The 15,364-nt window shown below is 59.0% G+C and carries 18 protein-coding genes and 1 pseudogene; 9 read left to right on the forward strand and 10 right to left on the reverse strand.

Annotated features, from left to right (window positions below; translation table 11 throughout):
* Window positions 1-2: 2 nt before the first annotated feature.
* The gene (locus AB4N64_RS03805; protein ID WP_460122106.1) at window positions 3-317 is read right to left on the reverse strand and encodes an ElaB/YgaM/YqjD family protein; all 315 of its coding nucleotides are present in this window, start codon (window positions 315-317) and stop codon (window positions 3-5) included.
* A gap of 305 nt (window positions 318-622) precedes the next feature.
* Here AB4N64_RS03805 and AB4N64_RS03810 point away from each other — a divergent pair, with 305 nt between their 5' ends.
* Window positions 623-1,831: an ammonium transporter gene (locus AB4N64_RS03810; RefSeq protein WP_460122108.1), complete on the forward strand. Its 1,209-nt coding sequence runs from the start codon at window positions 623-625 to the stop codon at window positions 1,829-1,831.
* A 1-nt stretch (window position 1,832) separates the two neighbouring features.
* Here AB4N64_RS03810 and AB4N64_RS03815 read toward each other — a convergent pair whose 3' ends face one another.
* On the reverse strand, window positions 1,833-3,545 hold the full coding sequence (locus AB4N64_RS03815; RefSeq protein WP_460122110.1) for a cation:proton antiporter: 1,713 nt from the start codon (window positions 3,543-3,545) through the stop codon (window positions 1,833-1,835).
* 210 nt (window positions 3,546-3,755) lie between these two features.
* Here AB4N64_RS03815 and AB4N64_RS03820 point away from each other — a divergent pair, with 210 nt between their 5' ends.
* The 3 genes from AB4N64_RS03820 to AB4N64_RS03830 all read left to right on the forward strand — a co-directional run bounded on the left by AB4N64_RS03820 (window position 3,756) and on the right by AB4N64_RS03830 (window position 5,420).
* Window positions 3,756-3,992, forward strand: a complete 237-nt coding sequence (locus AB4N64_RS03820; protein WP_460122112.1) for a glutaredoxin family protein — start codon at window positions 3,756-3,758, stop codon at window positions 3,990-3,992.
* A gap of 145 nt (window positions 3,993-4,137) precedes the next feature.
* Complete coding sequence (locus AB4N64_RS03825; protein ID WP_460122114.1) at window positions 4,138-4,458, forward strand: transcriptional regulator; 321 nt, start codon at window positions 4,138-4,140, stop codon at window positions 4,456-4,458.
* Window positions 4,459-4,529: 71 nt separating this feature from the next.
* Window positions 4,530-5,420 (forward strand): pseudouridine synthase, encoded by an 891-nt coding sequence (locus tag AB4N64_RS03830; protein WP_460122116.1) that lies wholly within the window; start codon window positions 4,530-4,532, stop codon window positions 5,418-5,420.
* 60 nt (window positions 5,421-5,480) lie between these two features.
* On the opposite strand, the gene AB4N64_RS03835 is transcribed toward AB4N64_RS03830, so the two are convergent.
* Both AB4N64_RS03835 and mobA read right to left on the reverse strand, forming a co-directional pair.
* Window positions 5,481-5,702 (reverse strand): YgdI/YgdR family lipoprotein, encoded by a 222-nt coding sequence (locus AB4N64_RS03835; RefSeq protein ID WP_460122118.1) that lies wholly within the window; start codon window positions 5,700-5,702, stop codon window positions 5,481-5,483.
* Window positions 5,703-5,779: 77 nt separating this feature from the next.
* A complete protein-coding gene (mobA, locus tag AB4N64_RS03840) occupies window positions 5,780-6,382 on the reverse strand; it encodes a molybdenum cofactor guanylyltransferase MobA (RefSeq protein ID WP_460122120.1) in 603 nt (200 codons plus the stop codon).
* 81 nt (window positions 6,383-6,463) lie between these two features.
* On the opposite strand from mobA, the gene moaB reads away from it, so the two are divergent.
* Window positions 6,464-7,003, forward strand: a complete 540-nt coding sequence (moaB, locus tag AB4N64_RS03845; protein ID WP_460122122.1) for a molybdenum cofactor biosynthesis protein B — start codon at window positions 6,464-6,466, stop codon at window positions 7,001-7,003.
* The gene (locus AB4N64_RS03850; protein WP_460122124.1) at window positions 6,987-8,213 is read left to right on the forward strand and encodes a molybdopterin molybdotransferase MoeA; all 1,227 of its coding nucleotides are present in this window, start codon (window positions 6,987-6,989) and stop codon (window positions 8,211-8,213) included. Before moaB ends, AB4N64_RS03850 begins: the two co-directional genes overlap by 17 nt.
* A gap of 55 nt (window positions 8,214-8,268) precedes the next feature.
* Here the strand turns inward: AB4N64_RS03850 and AB4N64_RS03855 are convergent, their stop codons facing one another.
* Window positions 8,269-8,577: a hypothetical protein gene (locus AB4N64_RS03855; RefSeq protein WP_460122126.1), complete on the reverse strand. Its 309-nt coding sequence runs from the start codon at window positions 8,575-8,577 to the stop codon at window positions 8,269-8,271.
* Between the two features lie 224 nt (window positions 8,578-8,801).
* Here AB4N64_RS03855 and yegS point away from each other — a divergent pair.
* Window positions 8,802-9,724, forward strand: a pseudogene (gene yegS, locus AB4N64_RS03860) (lipid kinase YegS).
* Here the strand turns inward: yegS and AB4N64_RS03865 are convergent.
* From AB4N64_RS03865 to AB4N64_RS03875, 3 genes are all read right to left on the reverse strand, one after another.
* Window positions 9,708-10,367, reverse strand: a complete 660-nt coding sequence (locus AB4N64_RS03865; protein ID WP_460122128.1) for a response regulator — start codon at window positions 10,365-10,367, stop codon at window positions 9,708-9,710. The pseudogene yegS and the gene AB4N64_RS03865 overlap by 17 nt on opposite strands.
* Window positions 10,364-11,257, reverse strand: coding sequence for a sensor histidine kinase (locus AB4N64_RS03870; protein WP_460126591.1), 894 nt, complete (start codon window positions 11,255-11,257; stop codon window positions 10,364-10,366). The genes AB4N64_RS03865 and AB4N64_RS03870 overlap by 4 nt, the downstream gene beginning before the upstream one ends.
* Before the next feature lie 326 nt (window positions 11,258-11,583).
* On the reverse strand, window positions 11,584-12,042 hold the full coding sequence (locus tag AB4N64_RS03875) for a hypothetical protein (RefSeq protein WP_460122130.1): 459 nt from the start codon (window positions 12,040-12,042) through the stop codon (window positions 11,584-11,586).
* Window positions 12,043-12,478: 436 nt separating this feature from the next.
* On the opposite strand from AB4N64_RS03875, the gene AB4N64_RS03880 reads away from it, so the two are divergent.
* Both AB4N64_RS03880 and AB4N64_RS03885 read left to right on the forward strand, forming a co-directional pair.
* On the forward strand, window positions 12,479-13,414 hold the full coding sequence (locus tag AB4N64_RS03880) for a chemotaxis protein CheV (protein ID WP_460122132.1): 936 nt from the start codon (window positions 12,479-12,481) through the stop codon (window positions 13,412-13,414).
* A 164-nt stretch (window positions 13,415-13,578) separates the two neighbouring features.
* On the forward strand, window positions 13,579-14,385 hold the full coding sequence (locus AB4N64_RS03885) for an MOSC domain-containing protein (RefSeq protein ID WP_460122134.1): 807 nt from the start codon (window positions 13,579-13,581) through the stop codon (window positions 14,383-14,385).
* Window positions 14,386-14,453: 68 nt separating this feature from the next.
* On the opposite strand, the gene ppnP is transcribed toward AB4N64_RS03885, so the two are convergent.
* Together ppnP and AB4N64_RS03895 are read right to left on the reverse strand one after the other, a co-directional pair.
* Window positions 14,454-14,738 (reverse strand): pyrimidine/purine nucleoside phosphorylase, encoded by a 285-nt coding sequence (ppnP, locus tag AB4N64_RS03890; protein WP_460122136.1) that lies wholly within the window; start codon window positions 14,736-14,738, stop codon window positions 14,454-14,456.
* 69 nt (window positions 14,739-14,807) lie between these two features.
* Entirely contained in the window at window positions 14,808-15,350 is a 543-nt protein-coding gene (locus tag AB4N64_RS03895; RefSeq protein WP_460122138.1) for a 3'-5' exonuclease, read from the reverse strand.
* Window positions 15,351-15,364 lie beyond the last annotated feature (14 nt).

The following is a 15,364-nucleotide window of genomic DNA, read 5'->3' on the forward strand; positions in this document are numbered from 1 at the left end:
AATCAGCGCCGGGTTGCCAACAGACCGAGGAGGAACCCAACGCCGGCGGCGATGCCGACCGATTGCCATGGGTTGGCCTGTACGTAGTCTTCGGTGGCGGTCACGGCGGCCTGGCCGCGTTCACGCAAGGAGTCTTCTGTCAGCTTCAAGGTTTCACGGGCGCGCAGCAGACTGTCGTGGATTTGTTGGCGCAACTCGTCAGCCTGATCGCCTGCCAGGGTGGCCGTGTGTTCCAGCAAACGTTCGGTGTCGCTGACAAGCGTCTGAAAATCGTTCATCAGGATTTCTTGAGCAGTCTTTGCCTTGATGCTGGCCATTGGTGATCTCCGTAAGTGGCTTCTGTTGCGTTCGAGTATGAGCCTTGGTCGAAGGTTCAGTACAAATCACTGGTACGTCTTTTGCTACGTCATGGTGCGCCAGGCCGCGTGTTTGCGCTGTTGCTGGGCGTGAATCAGGCGAAACCTTATCTCAAATAATGAAAACCCGCGCAAAGGTTGCCACTTTGTGCGCCAAAGCGGTTCATCCGGCTCCAAGCGTCGATCCGGGATGGTTTCACTTTGGTGCATGAGCGTTTTGCGCGAACTGCTTTGGTGCTTTTTCTAGCCTTCAGGTCTGCCCATCCATGGAAAATCTGCAAAGCGCTGTAGAGACTCTGGTCCACAGCTCCAACACACTGTTCATTCTGATTGGTGCGGTCATGGTCCTGGCCATGCACGCCGGTTTTGCCTTTCTTGAGGTCGGCACCGTTCGACAGAAGAACCAGGTCAATGCCCTGTCGAAGATTCTGAGCGACTTCGCGGTCTCCACCCTGGCCTACTTCTTTATAGGCTACTGGATTTCCTATGGCGTGACCTTTCTGCAACCGGCAGCGGTCATCAACGCCGATCACGGTTATGGGCTGGTGAAGTTTTTCTTCCTGCTGACGTTCGCGGCGGCAATCCCGGCGATCATTTCCGGTGGCATTGCCGAACGTGCCCGGTTCGTGCCGCAACTGTGCGCCACGGCATTGATCGTGGCCTTCATCTATCCCTTCTTCGAAGGCATGATCTGGAACGGCAACTATGGGTTGCAAGCCTGGTTGCTGGAGCGCTTCGGCGCCGGCTTCCATGACTTTGCCGGCTCGGTGGTGGTGCACGCCATGGGCGGCTGGCTGGCGTTGGCAGCGGTGTTGTTGCTCGGGCCGAGAAACGGGCGTTATCGCGATGGAAAACTGGTGGCGTTTGCACCCTCCAGCATTCCGTTCCTGGCCTTGGGCTCGTGGATCCTGATCGTCGGCTGGTTCGGCTTCAACGTGATGAGTGCGCAAACCTTGCAGAATGTCAGTGGTCTGGTGGCGGTCAACTCGCTGATGGCCATGGTCGGCGGCACCATGGCCGCGCTGGTCGTGGGGCGCAATGACCCCGGCTTCCTGCACAACGGCCCGCTGGCTGGGTTGGTGGCGATCTGCGCCGGTTCCGACCTGATGCATCCGGTGGGGGCGCTGTTGACGGGAGCCGTCGCCGGGGCGCTGTTTGTCTGGTGCTTCACCGCTGCCCAGGGTAAATGGCGCATCGATGATGTCCTGGGTGTCTGGCCCTTGCATGGCCTGTGCGGCGTCTGGGGTGGAATCGCCTGCGGTATCTTCGGGCAGACTGCCCTGGGTGGCTTGGGCGGGGTCAGCCTGATCAGCCAGTTGATCGGCACGACGCTGGGAGTGGTCGTGGCGTTGGTCGGTGGTTTTGCGGTGTACGGAGTGATCAAGGCGCTGCACGGGCTGCGCCTGAGCCAGGAAGAAGAGTATTACGGGGCCGACCTGTCGGTGCACAAGATCGGCGCTGTCAGCCAGGATTGAATCACGTCTCTTCATCATCCGCGCCGGGGTAAAAGTCGTGCAGGAGGCGATAGCGGTCTCGCCTCACCTGGTCGACCCGGTCCTGGACCTGCTGTCCCGGCAAGCCCAGCATGATCAGCGCATGAGAGGCGAGCATCAGGCTGGATTCGAGCAGTTCGGGCACCACTTCACTGGCGCCCGCCGCTTTCAGTTCGGTCAACTGGCTGTCGTCCCGCGTGCGCACCAGAATCGGCACATGGGTGTTGAACCGGCGTGCTTCTTTCAGAATCAGCAGGGCGATATCAGCCTGGTCGACGGCGATCACCAGTAGCCGCGCGCGCTCCAGGCCGACGGCGACCAGCAACTCGCCACGACGAGAGTCGCCATAATGCACGCAGGTTTCGCCCACGCCGGCTTCCTGGACACGCACCGGATCATTGTCCAGTGCAATGTAGGGTTGTTGCGCTTGCCGCAGAAAGCGGCCGATGGATTGGCCAACGCGACCATAACCACAAATCACCACGTGGTTACGCAGGTCTGCATTGAGCGCGCTGATTTCCTCGAGCTTGGCTTCTTCATTGGGTTTGCGGTGCAGGCGCAGGGCGATGCGCGGGGCGGCTCGCAGTAAAAGGGGCGTCAGTAGCATCGAGCAAAAGGTGGCGGCCAGCAGCAACCCGCCGATGTCAGCAGGCATCAATTGGTTTTGCTGCATCAGGGCCATCAATGCAAAGCAGAATTCGCCGCCCTGGGCCAGGGCCAGGCCGCTGCGCCAGGCGGTTTCAGCGTCACTGCCACGCCATTTGACCAGCAGCGCGACTACGCAGCCCTTGATCAGCAACAGTCCCAACGTCAGGCCGAGTATCAACAGGCCGTGGCTGGTGAACAGTTGCAAGTCGATGAGCATGCCGATACTGACGAAAAATACCCCGAGCAGGATGTCGCGGAACGGACGGATGTCGGCCTCGATTTGATGGCGATAGTGGCTTTCGCCCAGCAGCATGCCGGCAAGAAACGCACCGAGGGCCGGAGAGAGTCCGAGCAGATGCGTCAGCCATGCCGTCAGCAGTACGATCACCAGGGCCAGCAGCACAAACAGTTCTGCGGAACGAGCGGCGGCCACTTCATGGAACAGGCGCGGCAGCAGCCAGCGACTGGCCAGCAGCAGGCCGAGGAACAGCACCACGGTTTTGCCCAGTGTCACCGGCAACGCCCAATACCAGGCCTGATCGCTGCTGCCGGCGAAGACGGGCACCAGGGTCAGCAACAACACCGCCACGACGTCCTGAAACAGCAGTACCGCGATCGCATTCTGGCCGTGGCTGCTGAAAATCTCGCCGAGACTGCCCAACTCCTTGCTGACAATGGCCGTGGATGACAGCGACAGGCCGGCGCCGAGCAGCAGGGCAGGCGTCGCCGACAAGCCGAGCAGCATCAACGACCCGCCCAGCAAGAGCGCGGTGACCAGCACTTGCTGGCTGCCCAGCCGGAACACGACTTTGCGCAGCGCGAGCATTTTCGACAGGGAAAACTCCAACCCCAGTGAAAACAGCAGGAACACTACGCCCAGTTCGGCGAGGTCGGGCAGTTCTTCACTTTCATTGACCCAGTTGAATGCCGTAGGCCCGATCATCAGCCCGACGCACAGGTAACCCAGCACCGGCGGCAGGCGCAGACGCTGGAACAGGGCAATCACTACCAGGGATGAGGCGAGAATGATCAGCAGATTGGCAAACACTGGACGCTCCGGAGCAAACGCTGGCCATTGCAGCGTAGAGACAAAAAAGTCGCGAGGATCACGCAATTGATATCAGGGTCCAATGATGTGTGTCAGCCGTCGGCCCGAAATTTTTGAGTTTTTTCTTCCGCCGCCAGGTTGTCCCTATTGGGTCGACTGCACCGGCTCGCAGGCCTAGAATGGACGCCTACTTTGTCGGGTCCTGCACTCATGCCTCCTGAATGTCAGCTGTTCGGCACCTTGGGGTGTCACCTTTGTGAGCTTGCCGAAGATGAACTGATGCCCCTGGTCGAGCACGGTTTGCTGGTGGAGCTGGTCGACATCGCGGAAAACGAAGACTGGGTCGAAGATTACGGTTTGCGTATTCCGGTCCTGCGGCGCCTGGACACCGGGGCAGAACTCGATTGGCCGTTTGATGGCGATCAGGTGGTCGCCTTTCTGCGCTGAGCCGCCGTTGCTCTGAATCTTGCGTCAACATTGGCGCGGGACTCGTTATTCGGTTACTGTATGTTCATACAGTTATCCGGATTGCCCGTCCTGCTCGTCCTCCTTGCGGCCTGGACAGGTGATCCCGTGAGTCGAGGGATGAATCTTGGTCAATGTCGAACAATTGAAAAGCAGCGTTAACCTGATGTCGGTGGACGTCGTGCGTGACGCCGTCAGTGAGCTGCGCCTGGAGGGCCTGGTCACGGAAGGCAAGACGCCTTTCACCAAATTGCATTTCAATACCTGTTTTGCCGAGATCGAGGCATTGTTCCAGCGTGCAGGTTATCACCGACAACTGGATGTCGTTGGTTACCAGGGGTTGTTGTATGCGCTCTACGATCCGGTGCGCTGGGAAGCGGTGGATGTGCTGCGTTGGCTGAAGGAGTACACCGAAGCGGCAGCTGGCGCCCAGCCGATTACCGCGTGAGGATTCTTCTCTAGGCTCGACCCGGGCACTGCTGGATAATGCCGGCCTGTATTGAGGGTTAGAGCTTCTGTATGTCCACTTCATTATTCAGCGCTGCGCAGAGCCAGGCCAGTACACTCTACTTGCCCCCTGGGCCGTGGCTGACGGTACTCGACTGCCTGTGTGATCACTTCAGTGCCATTGGCCGCGAGCAATGGCTGGACAGGATCGCCCGGGGGCGAGTTCTGGATGGCAATGGTGCGCCGATCGCGGTAGACCTGGCCTACAGGGAAGGTTTGCGGATTCATTATTTTCGTGAGGTTGCACACGAGAAAGTGATCCCGGTGGTTGAATCCATCCTCTATGCCGACGAGCATCTGGTGGTGGCGGACAAACCGCATTTCCTGCCTGTGACCCCGGCCGGTGAGTACGTGGAACAGACCCTGTTACGGCGTTTGATCCGTCGCCTGGATAATCCGCACCTTGTGCCTTTGCATCGTATCGACCGGCATACAGCGGGGTTGGTGCTGTTTTCCGCCAATCCGCAGAGTCGCTCCGCGTATCAGTCGTTGTTCCCGACCCGGCAAATCGAAAAGCGCTACGAGGCCATTGCCCGGGCGCTGCCGGATCTGACTTTTCCCCTAGTGCACAAAAGCCGGCTGATCGATGGCGAGCCGTTCTTTCGCATGCAGGAAGGGCCGGGCGCGTGCAACAGTGAGACGGCCGTCGAAGTCCGGGAGAAAAACGGAGATTTGTGGCGCTACGGACTTTATCCGGTGACGGGCAAGAAACATCAGTTGCGTGTGCACATGACGGCCCTGGGTGCCAGCATCTGCAACGACCCGTTTTATCCGGACGTGCTCAACGACGTCGAGGATGACTACGCCAACCCCTTGAAACTGCTCGCTCAGGGATTGCGGTTTACCGACCCGGTTTCCGGTGAGTTGCGGGAGTTCCAGAGCCTGCTCACCCTGCAATGGTGAGCAGCGTTTTCCATGCGTAAAAAAGCCCGCATGAAGCGGGCTTTTTCATATCCGATGTTCTTACAACTCTTTAACGGTACGAACCTGGTCCTTGTTGACGCGGTTCTGTTTGCCGTCCAGTTGTTCAAACTCGTAGAAGCCGGAGTCGTCGTCGTACTTGGGCGTGTCGACGGTCTGGATTTCGCGGCCGTCGTTCAAGGTGATCACGGTAGGCGAGGAGCAACCGGCCAGAGTCGCGAGGCCCAGTGCGAGCAGACAGGTGGCGAGGATCCGTTGGTTCATGAGTGTATCTCCGATGGAAATTCTTTTGGTTACTGAGCGTGAGACGTATACAACGCGCGCAAGTTCCTTGGCTAGCGTCAATCTGAAACGCCGTTATGCAAGCTCAACAGATCTGGCGTGTTGAGATTGGCCAGGCGCGGATCGTTGTCGGGGCATTGCAGGGCCGTCGCGCCGAGTTTACGCATGATGCGGCCCGGACTGCGCTCACCGTCCTGCCACGCACTCTCGAACGTATCGCGCAGGGTGACGGGAATGACGCTGAGCAAGGGTTCCCAATGTTCTCCGTGGCGCAGCATCAAGGGTTTGTCCGGGTGCTGGCTGGCAGCCTCAAGCATGTCATGCAGCAGCGCGGCGTCAATGCGCGGCACATCGCAGGGCAGGACCATCAGGTAGCGATGGTGAGCCACCTGCAAGCCTGCACGAATACCGGCCAGTGGCCCGGGAAATTCACCGTCATCGTCATGGACCAATCGGTCGGCGTAGGGCGCGTATTTGTCCAGGTTCCTGTTGCAGGAAATGATCAGGTCATCGGTCAACGGACGGGTCTTGCGTTGAAGGTGTGCGATCAGTGGTTCGCCCTGCCACTCGATCAAGCCTTTGTCCCGACCGCCCATGCGTTGGCCGCGCCCACCTGCCAGGAGCAGGATGGAGCAGGGTGGCAACGGTGAATTCGAGATCATGAGGGGTCTCCATGGGAGCGGCGGAAAAAGGGAGCGCTGTGATATAACACCGGGCTGTTTCTCCTACAACTGGATGAGCCTATGAAAGCCAAGGCTGAAGTACCTTTTGCGCCGCTCAATATCGCGGTGTTGACCGTCAGCGATACGCGTACCCTGGAAACCGACACCTCGGGCCAGGTCTTTGTCGACCGCTTGAACGCTGCTGGCCATAACCTGGCCGCCCGGGTCCTGCTTAAAGATGATCTCTACAAAATTCGCGCGCAAGTTGCCAACTGGATTGCCGACGATGTCGTACAGGTCGTGCTCATCACCGGCGGTACCGGCTTCACCGGGCGCGACAGCACACCCGAGGCGGTGAGCTGCCTGCTGGACAAACAGGTCGACGGCTTTGGTGAGCTGTTTCGCCAGATATCGGTGGCGGACATCGGCACTTCAACGGTTCAGTCACGTGCCCTGGCCGGCCTCGCCAATGGCACCCTGGTGTGCTGCCTGCCGGGTTCGACCAATGCCGTAAGGACCGGTTGGGACGGCATTCTTGCCGAACAGCTGGACTCCCGGCACCGTCCGTGTAATTTCGTGCCTCATCTGAAACAGGCGGCCCCTTGTGAATCCCGTGGGTAAGCCAGGCAAGGCCGGCAGCTTGATGGCGGTGGAGGTGGCGCAGGCGCGCTTGCTGGAGATGGCCACTGCTTCATTGATTACCGATCGAGAGCGCCTGCCCTTGGCTCAGGTGCAGGGCCGCGTGCTGGCCGATGACCTGATCTCGACGCTCGACCTGCCGCCGTGGCCCAACAGTGCAATGGACGGTTATGCCTTGCGCGCGGCTGACGGCAGTGCAGAGCCGCTGGTGGTCAGCCAGAAGATATTTGCAGGGAACGCGCCCCAGCCATTGACCCCTGGCACCTGCGCACGAATCTTCACCGGTGCGCCGGTTCCTGCTGGGGCGGACTGCGTCGAAATGCAGGAAAACGCCGAGCTGCTGGCTGATGGTCGCGTCCGGTTCACTGAGGCTTTGACATCCGGGCAGAACATTCGCCCCCAAGGCCAGGAAGCCACGGTCGGTGAGCTGATTCTGGCTGCCGGTACACGACTGGGACCGATAGAGCAGGGCCTGGCCGCCTCCCTGGGATGTGCGCAGTTGGAGGTGATTCGCAAGGTTCGCGTTGCGGTGCTTTCGACCGGTGACGAACTGGTCGAGCCTGGGCAGTCGTTGGGGCCGGGGCAGATCTACAATAGCAACCGAGTGCTGCTGTGCAGCTGGTTGCAGCGTATGGGGTGCGAGGTGGTCGACGCCGGCATTCTGCCCGACGACCTCGAGACCACTCGTACCCGACTGGGTGAGTTGAAGGATGTCGACCTGATTCTGTCTACCGGTGGCGTATCGGTGGGTGAGGCGGATTTTCTGGGCATCGCCTTGCGGGAAGAGGGCGAGCTTGCCTTGTGGAAACTTGCGATCAAACCCGGCAAACCGCTGACGTTTGGACATTTTCGTGGCGTGCCGGTGATCGGCCTGCCCGGCAACCCGGCATCGACCCTGGTGACTTTTGCTTTGTTGGCCAGGCCTTATCTGCTGCGCCGCCAGGGCGTAACCGCGCTCGAGCCCTTGAAATTCCAGGTGCCGGCCGGTTTTTCCTGGCCCAAGGCCGGAAGTCGACGCGAGTATTTGCGAGGGCGTCTGGAAAACGGCCGGGCGATCATTTACCGAAACCAGAGCTCGGGTGTGTTGCGCAGCGCCGCATGGGCTGATGGCCTGGTAGAGGTGCTGGAGGAGCGCACGCTGGTTGAAGGTGACAGCGTCGGCTTCATTCCTTTGAGTGAAGTGCTGGGCTGACGCCTGACATGAACAAACCCGGTTCAGCGAACCGGGTGTTGTTTGCGGGCTGCATTCAGTGAACAACCAGCGCCACCAGTTGATCGAACCGGGTGTTGGCGATCCATCCCAGCAGGCCCAGAACCACCGCTGTTCCGCCGGCGGCGTAGGCAAGCCTGTGCTTGATGGATTTAACGTCACCCCGAATCTCTTCCATATCTCTGCGGATGTATTTGAGGTGCGTTTCAAGCTCGACGACACGAGGCTCCATGTCAGTTTCTCCAGTGGTTTCAGCGCGGTGTTTGAGTTCGGTTTGATAGCTGGCCCGCCTTTCCGCGAGCGGTGCGGCCGGGGTGCCCGGTGACCTGGTGTCATGGCTGTGCATGGTACGTCCCTGTAGTGCTGCTGATGACTGAACAACGGTGATGACCAAGTTGTACCAATCACCCTGGCGGGTCAATTGAGCCGATTCATCACGTTTTGTAAGAAAAGATCCCGCCTTGTAGGACCTCGCCGTCGTTCGACTTGAAATAATTAATATTTTTGCGACTTTTATGCGGTGTTCGGAGGTCACATTTCTCAGACGAATCAATCATGGGAATGACCGCAATGGGCGAACGCAAGGCAATGTTGATTTTGCACGGCAAGCAGGCGCTCAACGAAGAGGTGCGATCGGCTGTTCAGGACCGACGCGCGCAAGGCTGGGAGCTGGCCGTGCGTCTGACATGGGAGGGGGGGACGCACAACGACTCGTACAGGAAGCGCTGGCGGCAGGCTACAAGCAGATCATTGCTGGCGGTGGCGACGGCACCCTGCGCGATATTGCCGAGGCCATGGCTTCGCATTCGGGACACGCCAGCCTGGTACTGATGCCGCTGGGAACCGCCAACGATTTTGCCCGTGCCGCCGGGGTGCCACTTGAGCCGGCCCTGGCATTGGACCTGCTGGATGCCGAACCCCGGGCCATTGACCTCGGTGAGGTAGGCGGCCAAATGTTCCTGAACATGGCGACGGGCGGCTTCGGCAGCCAGGTCACCGCAAATACTTCGGAGGATCTGAAGAAAGTGCTGGGTGGCGCCGCGTACCTGTTCACCGGGTTAACACGTTTCAATGAGTTGCATGCTGCCTATGGAGAACTCAACGGTCCGGATTTTCAGTGGAGTGGGGACTTGCTGGCCCTGGGCATCGGCAATGGTCGCCAGGCAGGCGGTGGCCACGAATTGTGCCCGCAGGCACTGGCGGACGATGGCCTGCTGGACATCAGCATTCTGCCGGCTCCCCAGGAAGTGGTGGGTACGTTGAAGAGCCTGCTTGCCGATGGCTTCGGGATCGATAGCCTGTTTGTCCGCGCTCGTTTGCCTTGGGTGGAAATCAAGGTCGCGGAAGGCCTTTCCATCAATCTCGATGGCGAACCGCTGGAGGGTGATAGTTTGCGCTTCGCTGCACGCCCGGCAGCCTTGCGGGTGCATTTGCCACAAGACTCTCCACTGCTGGGCAAGCCAGCAGCGGCAGCGATCAATCGTCCAGACTGATGATCTGCTCACGCACGGCGAACAGCACGAGACCCGCCACGTCGTAAATCTGCAGGCGTTTCATGATCTGCGAGCGGTGGGTTTCGACCGTCTTGATACTCAAGCCCAGGCCATTGGCGATCTCGCGGGTGGATTTGCCCCGAACGATCAACCTCAGGATTTCCAACTGGCGTGGCGTAAGATTGTGCGAATCGACGGGCTCTGGCTGGAGTTTCTGATTGCGGGTCAACGCCTGATTGATGACCGTATGAGCGATGGCGGGGCTCAGGTAACGCTCATTATTGCTCAGTGCTGTCAAGGCGTGTTCAAGCTCGGTGGCCGTGGTGTCCTTGAGCAGATAACCGTGAGCGCCAGACTCCAGTGCCTGCATGATCAAGGCAGGGTCGGTATGCATCGACAGGATCAGTACCTTGCTCAGTGGGTGCTGGCGTTTGAGATGTTGCAAGGCCTCGAGGCCACCGGTCTGCTTCATGGAAATATCCAACAGCACGATGTCCGGCAACAGGCGCTCGTACATCTCGAGCAACTGCGAGCCGTCATTGGCCTCGCCGACGACCGCATAGCCTGGAATATCCATCACCAGGGCGCGCACGCCCGCCCTGATCAGCGAGTGGTCATCCACCAGAAGTAAGTTACAAGTCAATGCATAACCTTATGGGTGCTGGCCCGTTCCAGCGCACGGGGCGCCCAGGGGAAGAGAGCTTCGATTTGAGTGCCTTTGCCCGGCTCGCTGGTCACCCGCAGGGTACCACCCAACTGGTCGATCCGCTCCGACATCCCGGCCATTCCGCGTTGCCCTTCACGGCCTGGGTCAGTGGCTGGCGAAAAACCCAGGCCATCGTCACTGATCGAGAGCCACAGGCCTTGGGGCTGGCGTTGCAGGCGCACCAGAAGATTTTTCGCGTCGGCATGGCGCAAAATATTGGTGACCGCTTCTTGAGTGATCCTGAAAGCGGCCAGCGCCATTTCTTCGGGAATGCCGGTCAAACGCGACTGGCACTCCAGGCTCCAGTTCACCGACGTGTTGGCCAACGTCTTGAGCAAGTGCTCGCGCAAGCTGGCTTCAAGACCCAGGCTGGTCAGTTGCCTGGGGTTGAGGATGGCCGATACGTCTCGCACTTTCGCCAGGGTCTCGTCCAGCGTGTCGCAGAGCAGCGAGCACTGTCCCTGGAGTTCTTCGGGCACGCGGCGCTTGAGCCATTGGCTTTGCAGCTTGGCAGCGGTGAGTAACTGGCCGATGTCGTCATGCAATTCGCGGCTCAGCCGATGCCGTTCGTTTTCCTGGACTTGCAGTAACCGCTCAGCCAGCTCCCGAGGCTCGAACTTTATGGATTTGCGCGAGAGACGCTGCTGCGCCAGTACGCAAGCCAATACCGCAATATTGACCAGCAGTAATGCCAGCGGCAGCCGAGTGGACAGGCAATAGACCGCCACGCTGCCAAGCGCCGAGGCAATACACACTAATAGCGTGAACCGGCGGGCGTTTTCTCGGGAGGGGAGCCACTTGGTCATTGACTTGAGGTTGGCATACATAGCGGATGGAGCCAATAGATGTTCGCTGCGGACAGACTGGCCATTTGGACACAATCTATGTAAGGGTCACTGTGCTATTAATTGACGTCAATTAATGGAGGACATAGTACCACTTCACATACCGTTGGTCGCGTTCGGTATATATGTCCGAATGGTCAGGAATTAGAGAGTTGGCACCTTAGTTCTACAAATGAAAACTATTTGTAGAGGGTTTAAGTGTGGCGAACTGTCGCTGCCGAATTATTCAATTGCGGCATGACTTAATTCAAGCTACCCAATAGTCTGAGATAAACCATCGAGGCGTTGGCAGGAAACTCAACTGGGCGTTATGAAAAAGAGATAAGCCTGAGCGGTTTCGAATGGGCAGGCGGGTGAAACTGGCTTTGCCCTACCTGGAAGGCAAAGGCTTCGATCAGTGAGGTCTGTTCACTCTGATCAAGACTGAGTTGACCGGTGTTCTGGTCGATCAGCTCAAGCTGCCAGGCCATCAGCGTGAAGCAGTCTTTCAGCGCTTGCAGCGCCTGCGCATGCAGGTCCACATGATGTTGCGCGTGATTGAGCAGGCCATGAATGTGCAGGGAGAATTCCGAAACGGCGCCCAGGGCGAGAGCATCCGCTTTGCTGGCCAGCTTCAGCAGGGTACTCATCATGCACTCGATGGCGTCCTTGTCGTTGCTGATCAGTTGCAAATGACTCAGGCACTCCTCGGATTTGGCCAGGAGCGTTTCTGCCTCGACGAGAAATTCGGGAAGCCGTTGGGCCCACTCTTTACGGTCGTTCGGCATACTTATCTCCACAACTTCATGTCAAGTGAGAGCGTGTCGGGTGTATGGGCGTGAGCGGCGGGCATCAGGTCGCGATCCGGCCGATAGCGCGGCAGGCAAGAGTCTCGATAGGATGGAAAACCCCTGAACTGCGGTCGCGCACGATAGCCTGACTCCGTTCATGCAATGAGAATGGCGTCACATTAATGGCTATTGGATATTGCGAATATCAGGTTGGGCCTGATTGATGCTCAGGGATTCCCTTAGGCACGGGAACCTAACGTGCGAACTGTTGTCGCGCGGCAGGAATTGAAGCAGATGAATTGAGGACGCTAGTAAAGCATGATGTTAATGTGACATCAATGCCTGAGCGGGCATTTTATAAGGGTCAAGATGCGGCAAAGACAGCCGATAACCCCCTTTAGTGAATTCATCAGAACAAGCCCAGGAGTCATTGATGGCCGGCATTCTCGACACGGTAGACCAACGCACGCAACTGGTGGGTGAGAATCGCCTGGAAATTCTCATGTTCCGACTCGCGGGGCGGCAATTGTTCGCGATCAACGTGTTCAAGGTGCAGGAAGTGTTGCAACTGCCAAAGCTGACCCTGATGCCCCAGCGCCACCCGTTCGTGTGTGGCGTGGTCAACTTGCGCGGGCAGACATTGCCGGTGATTGACCTGTCCCAGGCCATCGGCATGCGTGCGCTGGTGCCCAGCCCGACCAGTACGATCATCGTCACTGAATACAACCGTTCGGTGCAGGCATTCCTCGTCGGTGGCGTGGACCGCATCGTCAACATGAATTGGGAAGCCATCCTGCCACCGCCGACCAGTGCGGGTCGCCAGCATTACCTGACCGCCATCAGCAAGGTCGACGATCAACTGGTGGAAATCATCGATGTGGAAAAAGTCCTGGCTGAAATCGTGCCGTACAACGCCAAGGTGTCCCGCGACAAACTCGACGACCCTGTACTGGAACGCGCCCGGGGCCGCGAGGTGCTGCTGGTGGATGACTCCAACGTCGCCCTTTCGCAATTGCGCGACACCCTGGGCCAGTTGGGCGTGAAGATGCACATCGCCAGTGATGGCTTGAAGGCATTGAACATGCTCAAGGGATGGGCGGACAGTGGCGTCAACATGACCGACAAACTGCTGATGGTGTTCACCGACGCGGAAATGCCGGAAATGGACGGCTATCGCCTGACCACCGAAATTCGTAACGATCCGCGCCTGCGTGGCCTCTACGTGGTGTTGCACACGTCGTTGTCGGGGAGCTTCAACGACTCGATGGTGAAGAAGGTCGGCTGCGACAACTTCCTGTCCAAATTCCAGCCTGACAAACTGGTGGATGTGGTTCGCCAGCGCTTGATGCTCGATGCGGTGCCTGCGTGAAGTTACCCCTGTAGGAGCGAGCAAGCTCGCGATGGTCGTCAACGATAACGAGGGGTGTCAGGCAGCCAGCGTCATCGTTCAACGCCATCGCGAGCATGCTCGCTCCTACAGACACAGGTGATTTTGGTATAGGGTGACGTTTTGATCACCTCAGGGAGCTGGACATGCTGCGTTTGAGCGCGCTTTATCGTTTTCCATTGAAATCCGGCAAGGGCGAGGTCCTGGAGCAGGTCAGCCTCGACAAGTTGGGGCTCGAGGGAGATCGACGCTGGATGCTGGTGGACGAGGCCAGTGGGCGCTTCCTGACCCAGCGTGCGGTGGCGCCGATGAGCCAGTTGTCGGCGTTGTGGAATACCCATGGTGGCTTGACCCTCGCAGCCCCAGGCCATTCGCCGATCGATATCGCACTGCCTGCCAGTGACGCCGAGTTGCGTGGCGTAACGATCTGGCGCGACACCTTGCGTGTACCGGATGCCGGAGACGAGGCGGCCGCTTGGGTCAGTGAGTTCATCGGCAAACCGACTCGCCTGGTCCAAGTACCGCTGGACCGTGCGCGTACTACCCAGGCGGGCTATGGCAAGGACGACGATCAGGTGGCGTTTGCCGATGGTTTTCCATTGCTGCTGATCGGTCAGGCGTCCCTGGAAGACTTGTCCCAGAAGGTCGGGCGTCCCATGGAAATGCTGCGTTTCCGGCCGAATCTGGTGATCGAGGGCGCCGAGGCGTTTGCCGAGGATGGCTGGAAACGCATCCGTATCGGCGAGGTCGAGTTCCGAGTGGTCAAGCCATGTTCGCGTTGCATCCTGACCACTATCGATCCGCAGACCGGTGCGCGCAGCGATGACCGTGAACCCTTCGCGACCTTGCAGAAATACCGTGCCCGGGAAGAGGGGGCGATGTTTGGCCAGAACCTGGTCAACGACGGCAATGGTCGACTCGAGGTCGGCATGCCAGTGACCGTGCTGGAATAAACAAGCCTGAATGAAAAATGCCCGTATCGAAAGACACGGGCATTTTTTATGCGCTGAAAACCTGTGGGTTAACCACGGTACTCGCACAGGTAAGCGGTATCGACCGCCACTTTCAGCTGGAACTTGCTGTTGGCCGGTACGTTGAACTGGCTGCCGGCTTCGAAGGTTTCCCAGTTGCTGCTGTCAGGCAGTTTGACGGTCAGGGCGCCACTTACGACGTGCATGATTTCGCGCTGGCTGGTGCCGAATTCGTATTCGCCCGGTGCCATGACGCCGATGGTCGCCGGACCTTCAGCGGTGCCGAAAGCGATCGACTTGACGGTGCCGTCGAAGTACTCGTTGACTTTAAACATGGGCGATTCCTCGAAAAGGGCTGAAAAAGGCCGGCCAGTATGCACAAGGCCCCGGGCGGCGTCACCTCTCTAGAGGGGTAGGACCAGCGGTAACAGACGTGCTGTATTACGCGCATCCTCCAGCGCCCGATGCTGTTGACCACTGAACTGAAGCCCCGCCAGTTGCAGCGCACCGTTGAGGCCCAACGGTCGCTCCAGTCGCCTGGCTTTGGCATAGCGCTGCTTGAGATTCATGTGCGGTACACGGCTGAGCTGGCTGTCGAGTTGCAGGCGCTGCCATTCCTGTACCAGTTGCTTGCGGTCGTAGTCTCCCCAGCTGGCCCAGCCTTCCAGGCGTGCGTGATGTTGGCCGAGCCACCGTTCGAACACCGGCCAGACTTCAGTCAGCGGTTGTGCGCTGTCGATGTTGGCCTGGGTAATGTGGGTCAGCTCCCGGCAAAACGGCGTCAGCAAAGGGCGACGCAGCGGGCGCACGAACCGCTGGAAATGATCTTGTTCGCGCCCCTGTCGATCCACCAGCGTGGCGCCAATTTCGATGATTTCCATTTCCGTGACCGGCCAACCGCCTTCATCGGTGGTGGCTTCCAGATCAATGACCAGCCAATGAGGCATTGCAGGTTTCCTGA

Source organism: Pseudomonas sp. S2_C03 (assembly GCF_054668405.1).

Excerpts from the sequence above, each read along its gene's own strand:
- AB4N64_RS03805 (WP_460122106.1), bottom strand. The coding sequence starts at position 317 with ATGGCCAGCATCAAGGCAAAGACTGCTCAAGAAATCCTGATGAACGAT.
- AB4N64_RS03885 (WP_460122134.1), top strand. The coding sequence starts at position 13,579 with ATGCTGCGTTTGAGCGCGCTTTATCGTTTTCCATTGAAATCCGGCAAG.
- AB4N64_RS03835 (WP_460122118.1), bottom strand. The coding sequence starts at position 5,702 with ATGAACCAACGGATCCTCGCCACCTGTCTGCTCGCACTGGGCCTCGCG.
- ppnP (WP_460122136.1), bottom strand. The coding sequence starts at position 14,738 with ATGTTTAAAGTCAACGAGTACTTCGACGGCACCGTCAAGTCGATCGCT.
- AB4N64_RS03830 (WP_460122116.1), top strand. The coding sequence starts at position 4,530 with ATGTCCACTTCATTATTCAGCGCTGCGCAGAGCCAGGCCAGTACACTC.
- moaB (WP_460122122.1), top strand. The coding sequence starts at position 6,464 with ATGAAAGCCAAGGCTGAAGTACCTTTTGCGCCGCTCAATATCGCGGTG.
- AB4N64_RS03820 (WP_460122112.1), top strand. The coding sequence starts at position 3,756 with ATGCCTCCTGAATGTCAGCTGTTCGGCACCTTGGGGTGTCACCTTTGT.
- mobA (WP_460122120.1), bottom strand. The coding sequence starts at position 6,382 with ATGATCTCGAATTCACCGTTGCCACCCTGCTCCATCCTGCTCCTGGCA.
- AB4N64_RS03855 (WP_460122126.1), bottom strand. The coding sequence starts at position 8,577 with ATGCACAGCCATGACACCAGGTCACCGGGCACCCCGGCCGCACCGCTC.
- AB4N64_RS03875 (WP_460122130.1), bottom strand. The coding sequence starts at position 12,042 with ATGCCGAACGACCGTAAAGAGTGGGCCCAACGGCTTCCCGAATTTCTC.
- AB4N64_RS03880 (WP_460122132.1), top strand. The coding sequence starts at position 12,479 with ATGGCCGGCATTCTCGACACGGTAGACCAACGCACGCAACTGGTGGGT.
- AB4N64_RS03810 (WP_460122108.1), top strand. The coding sequence starts at position 623 with ATGGAAAATCTGCAAAGCGCTGTAGAGACTCTGGTCCACAGCTCCAAC.
- AB4N64_RS03895 (WP_460122138.1), bottom strand. The coding sequence starts at position 15,350 with ATGCCTCATTGGCTGGTCATTGATCTGGAAGCCACCACCGATGAAGGC.
- AB4N64_RS03870 (WP_460126591.1), bottom strand. The coding sequence starts at position 11,257 with ATGTATGCCAACCTCAAGTCAATGACCAAGTGGCTCCCCTCCCGAGAA.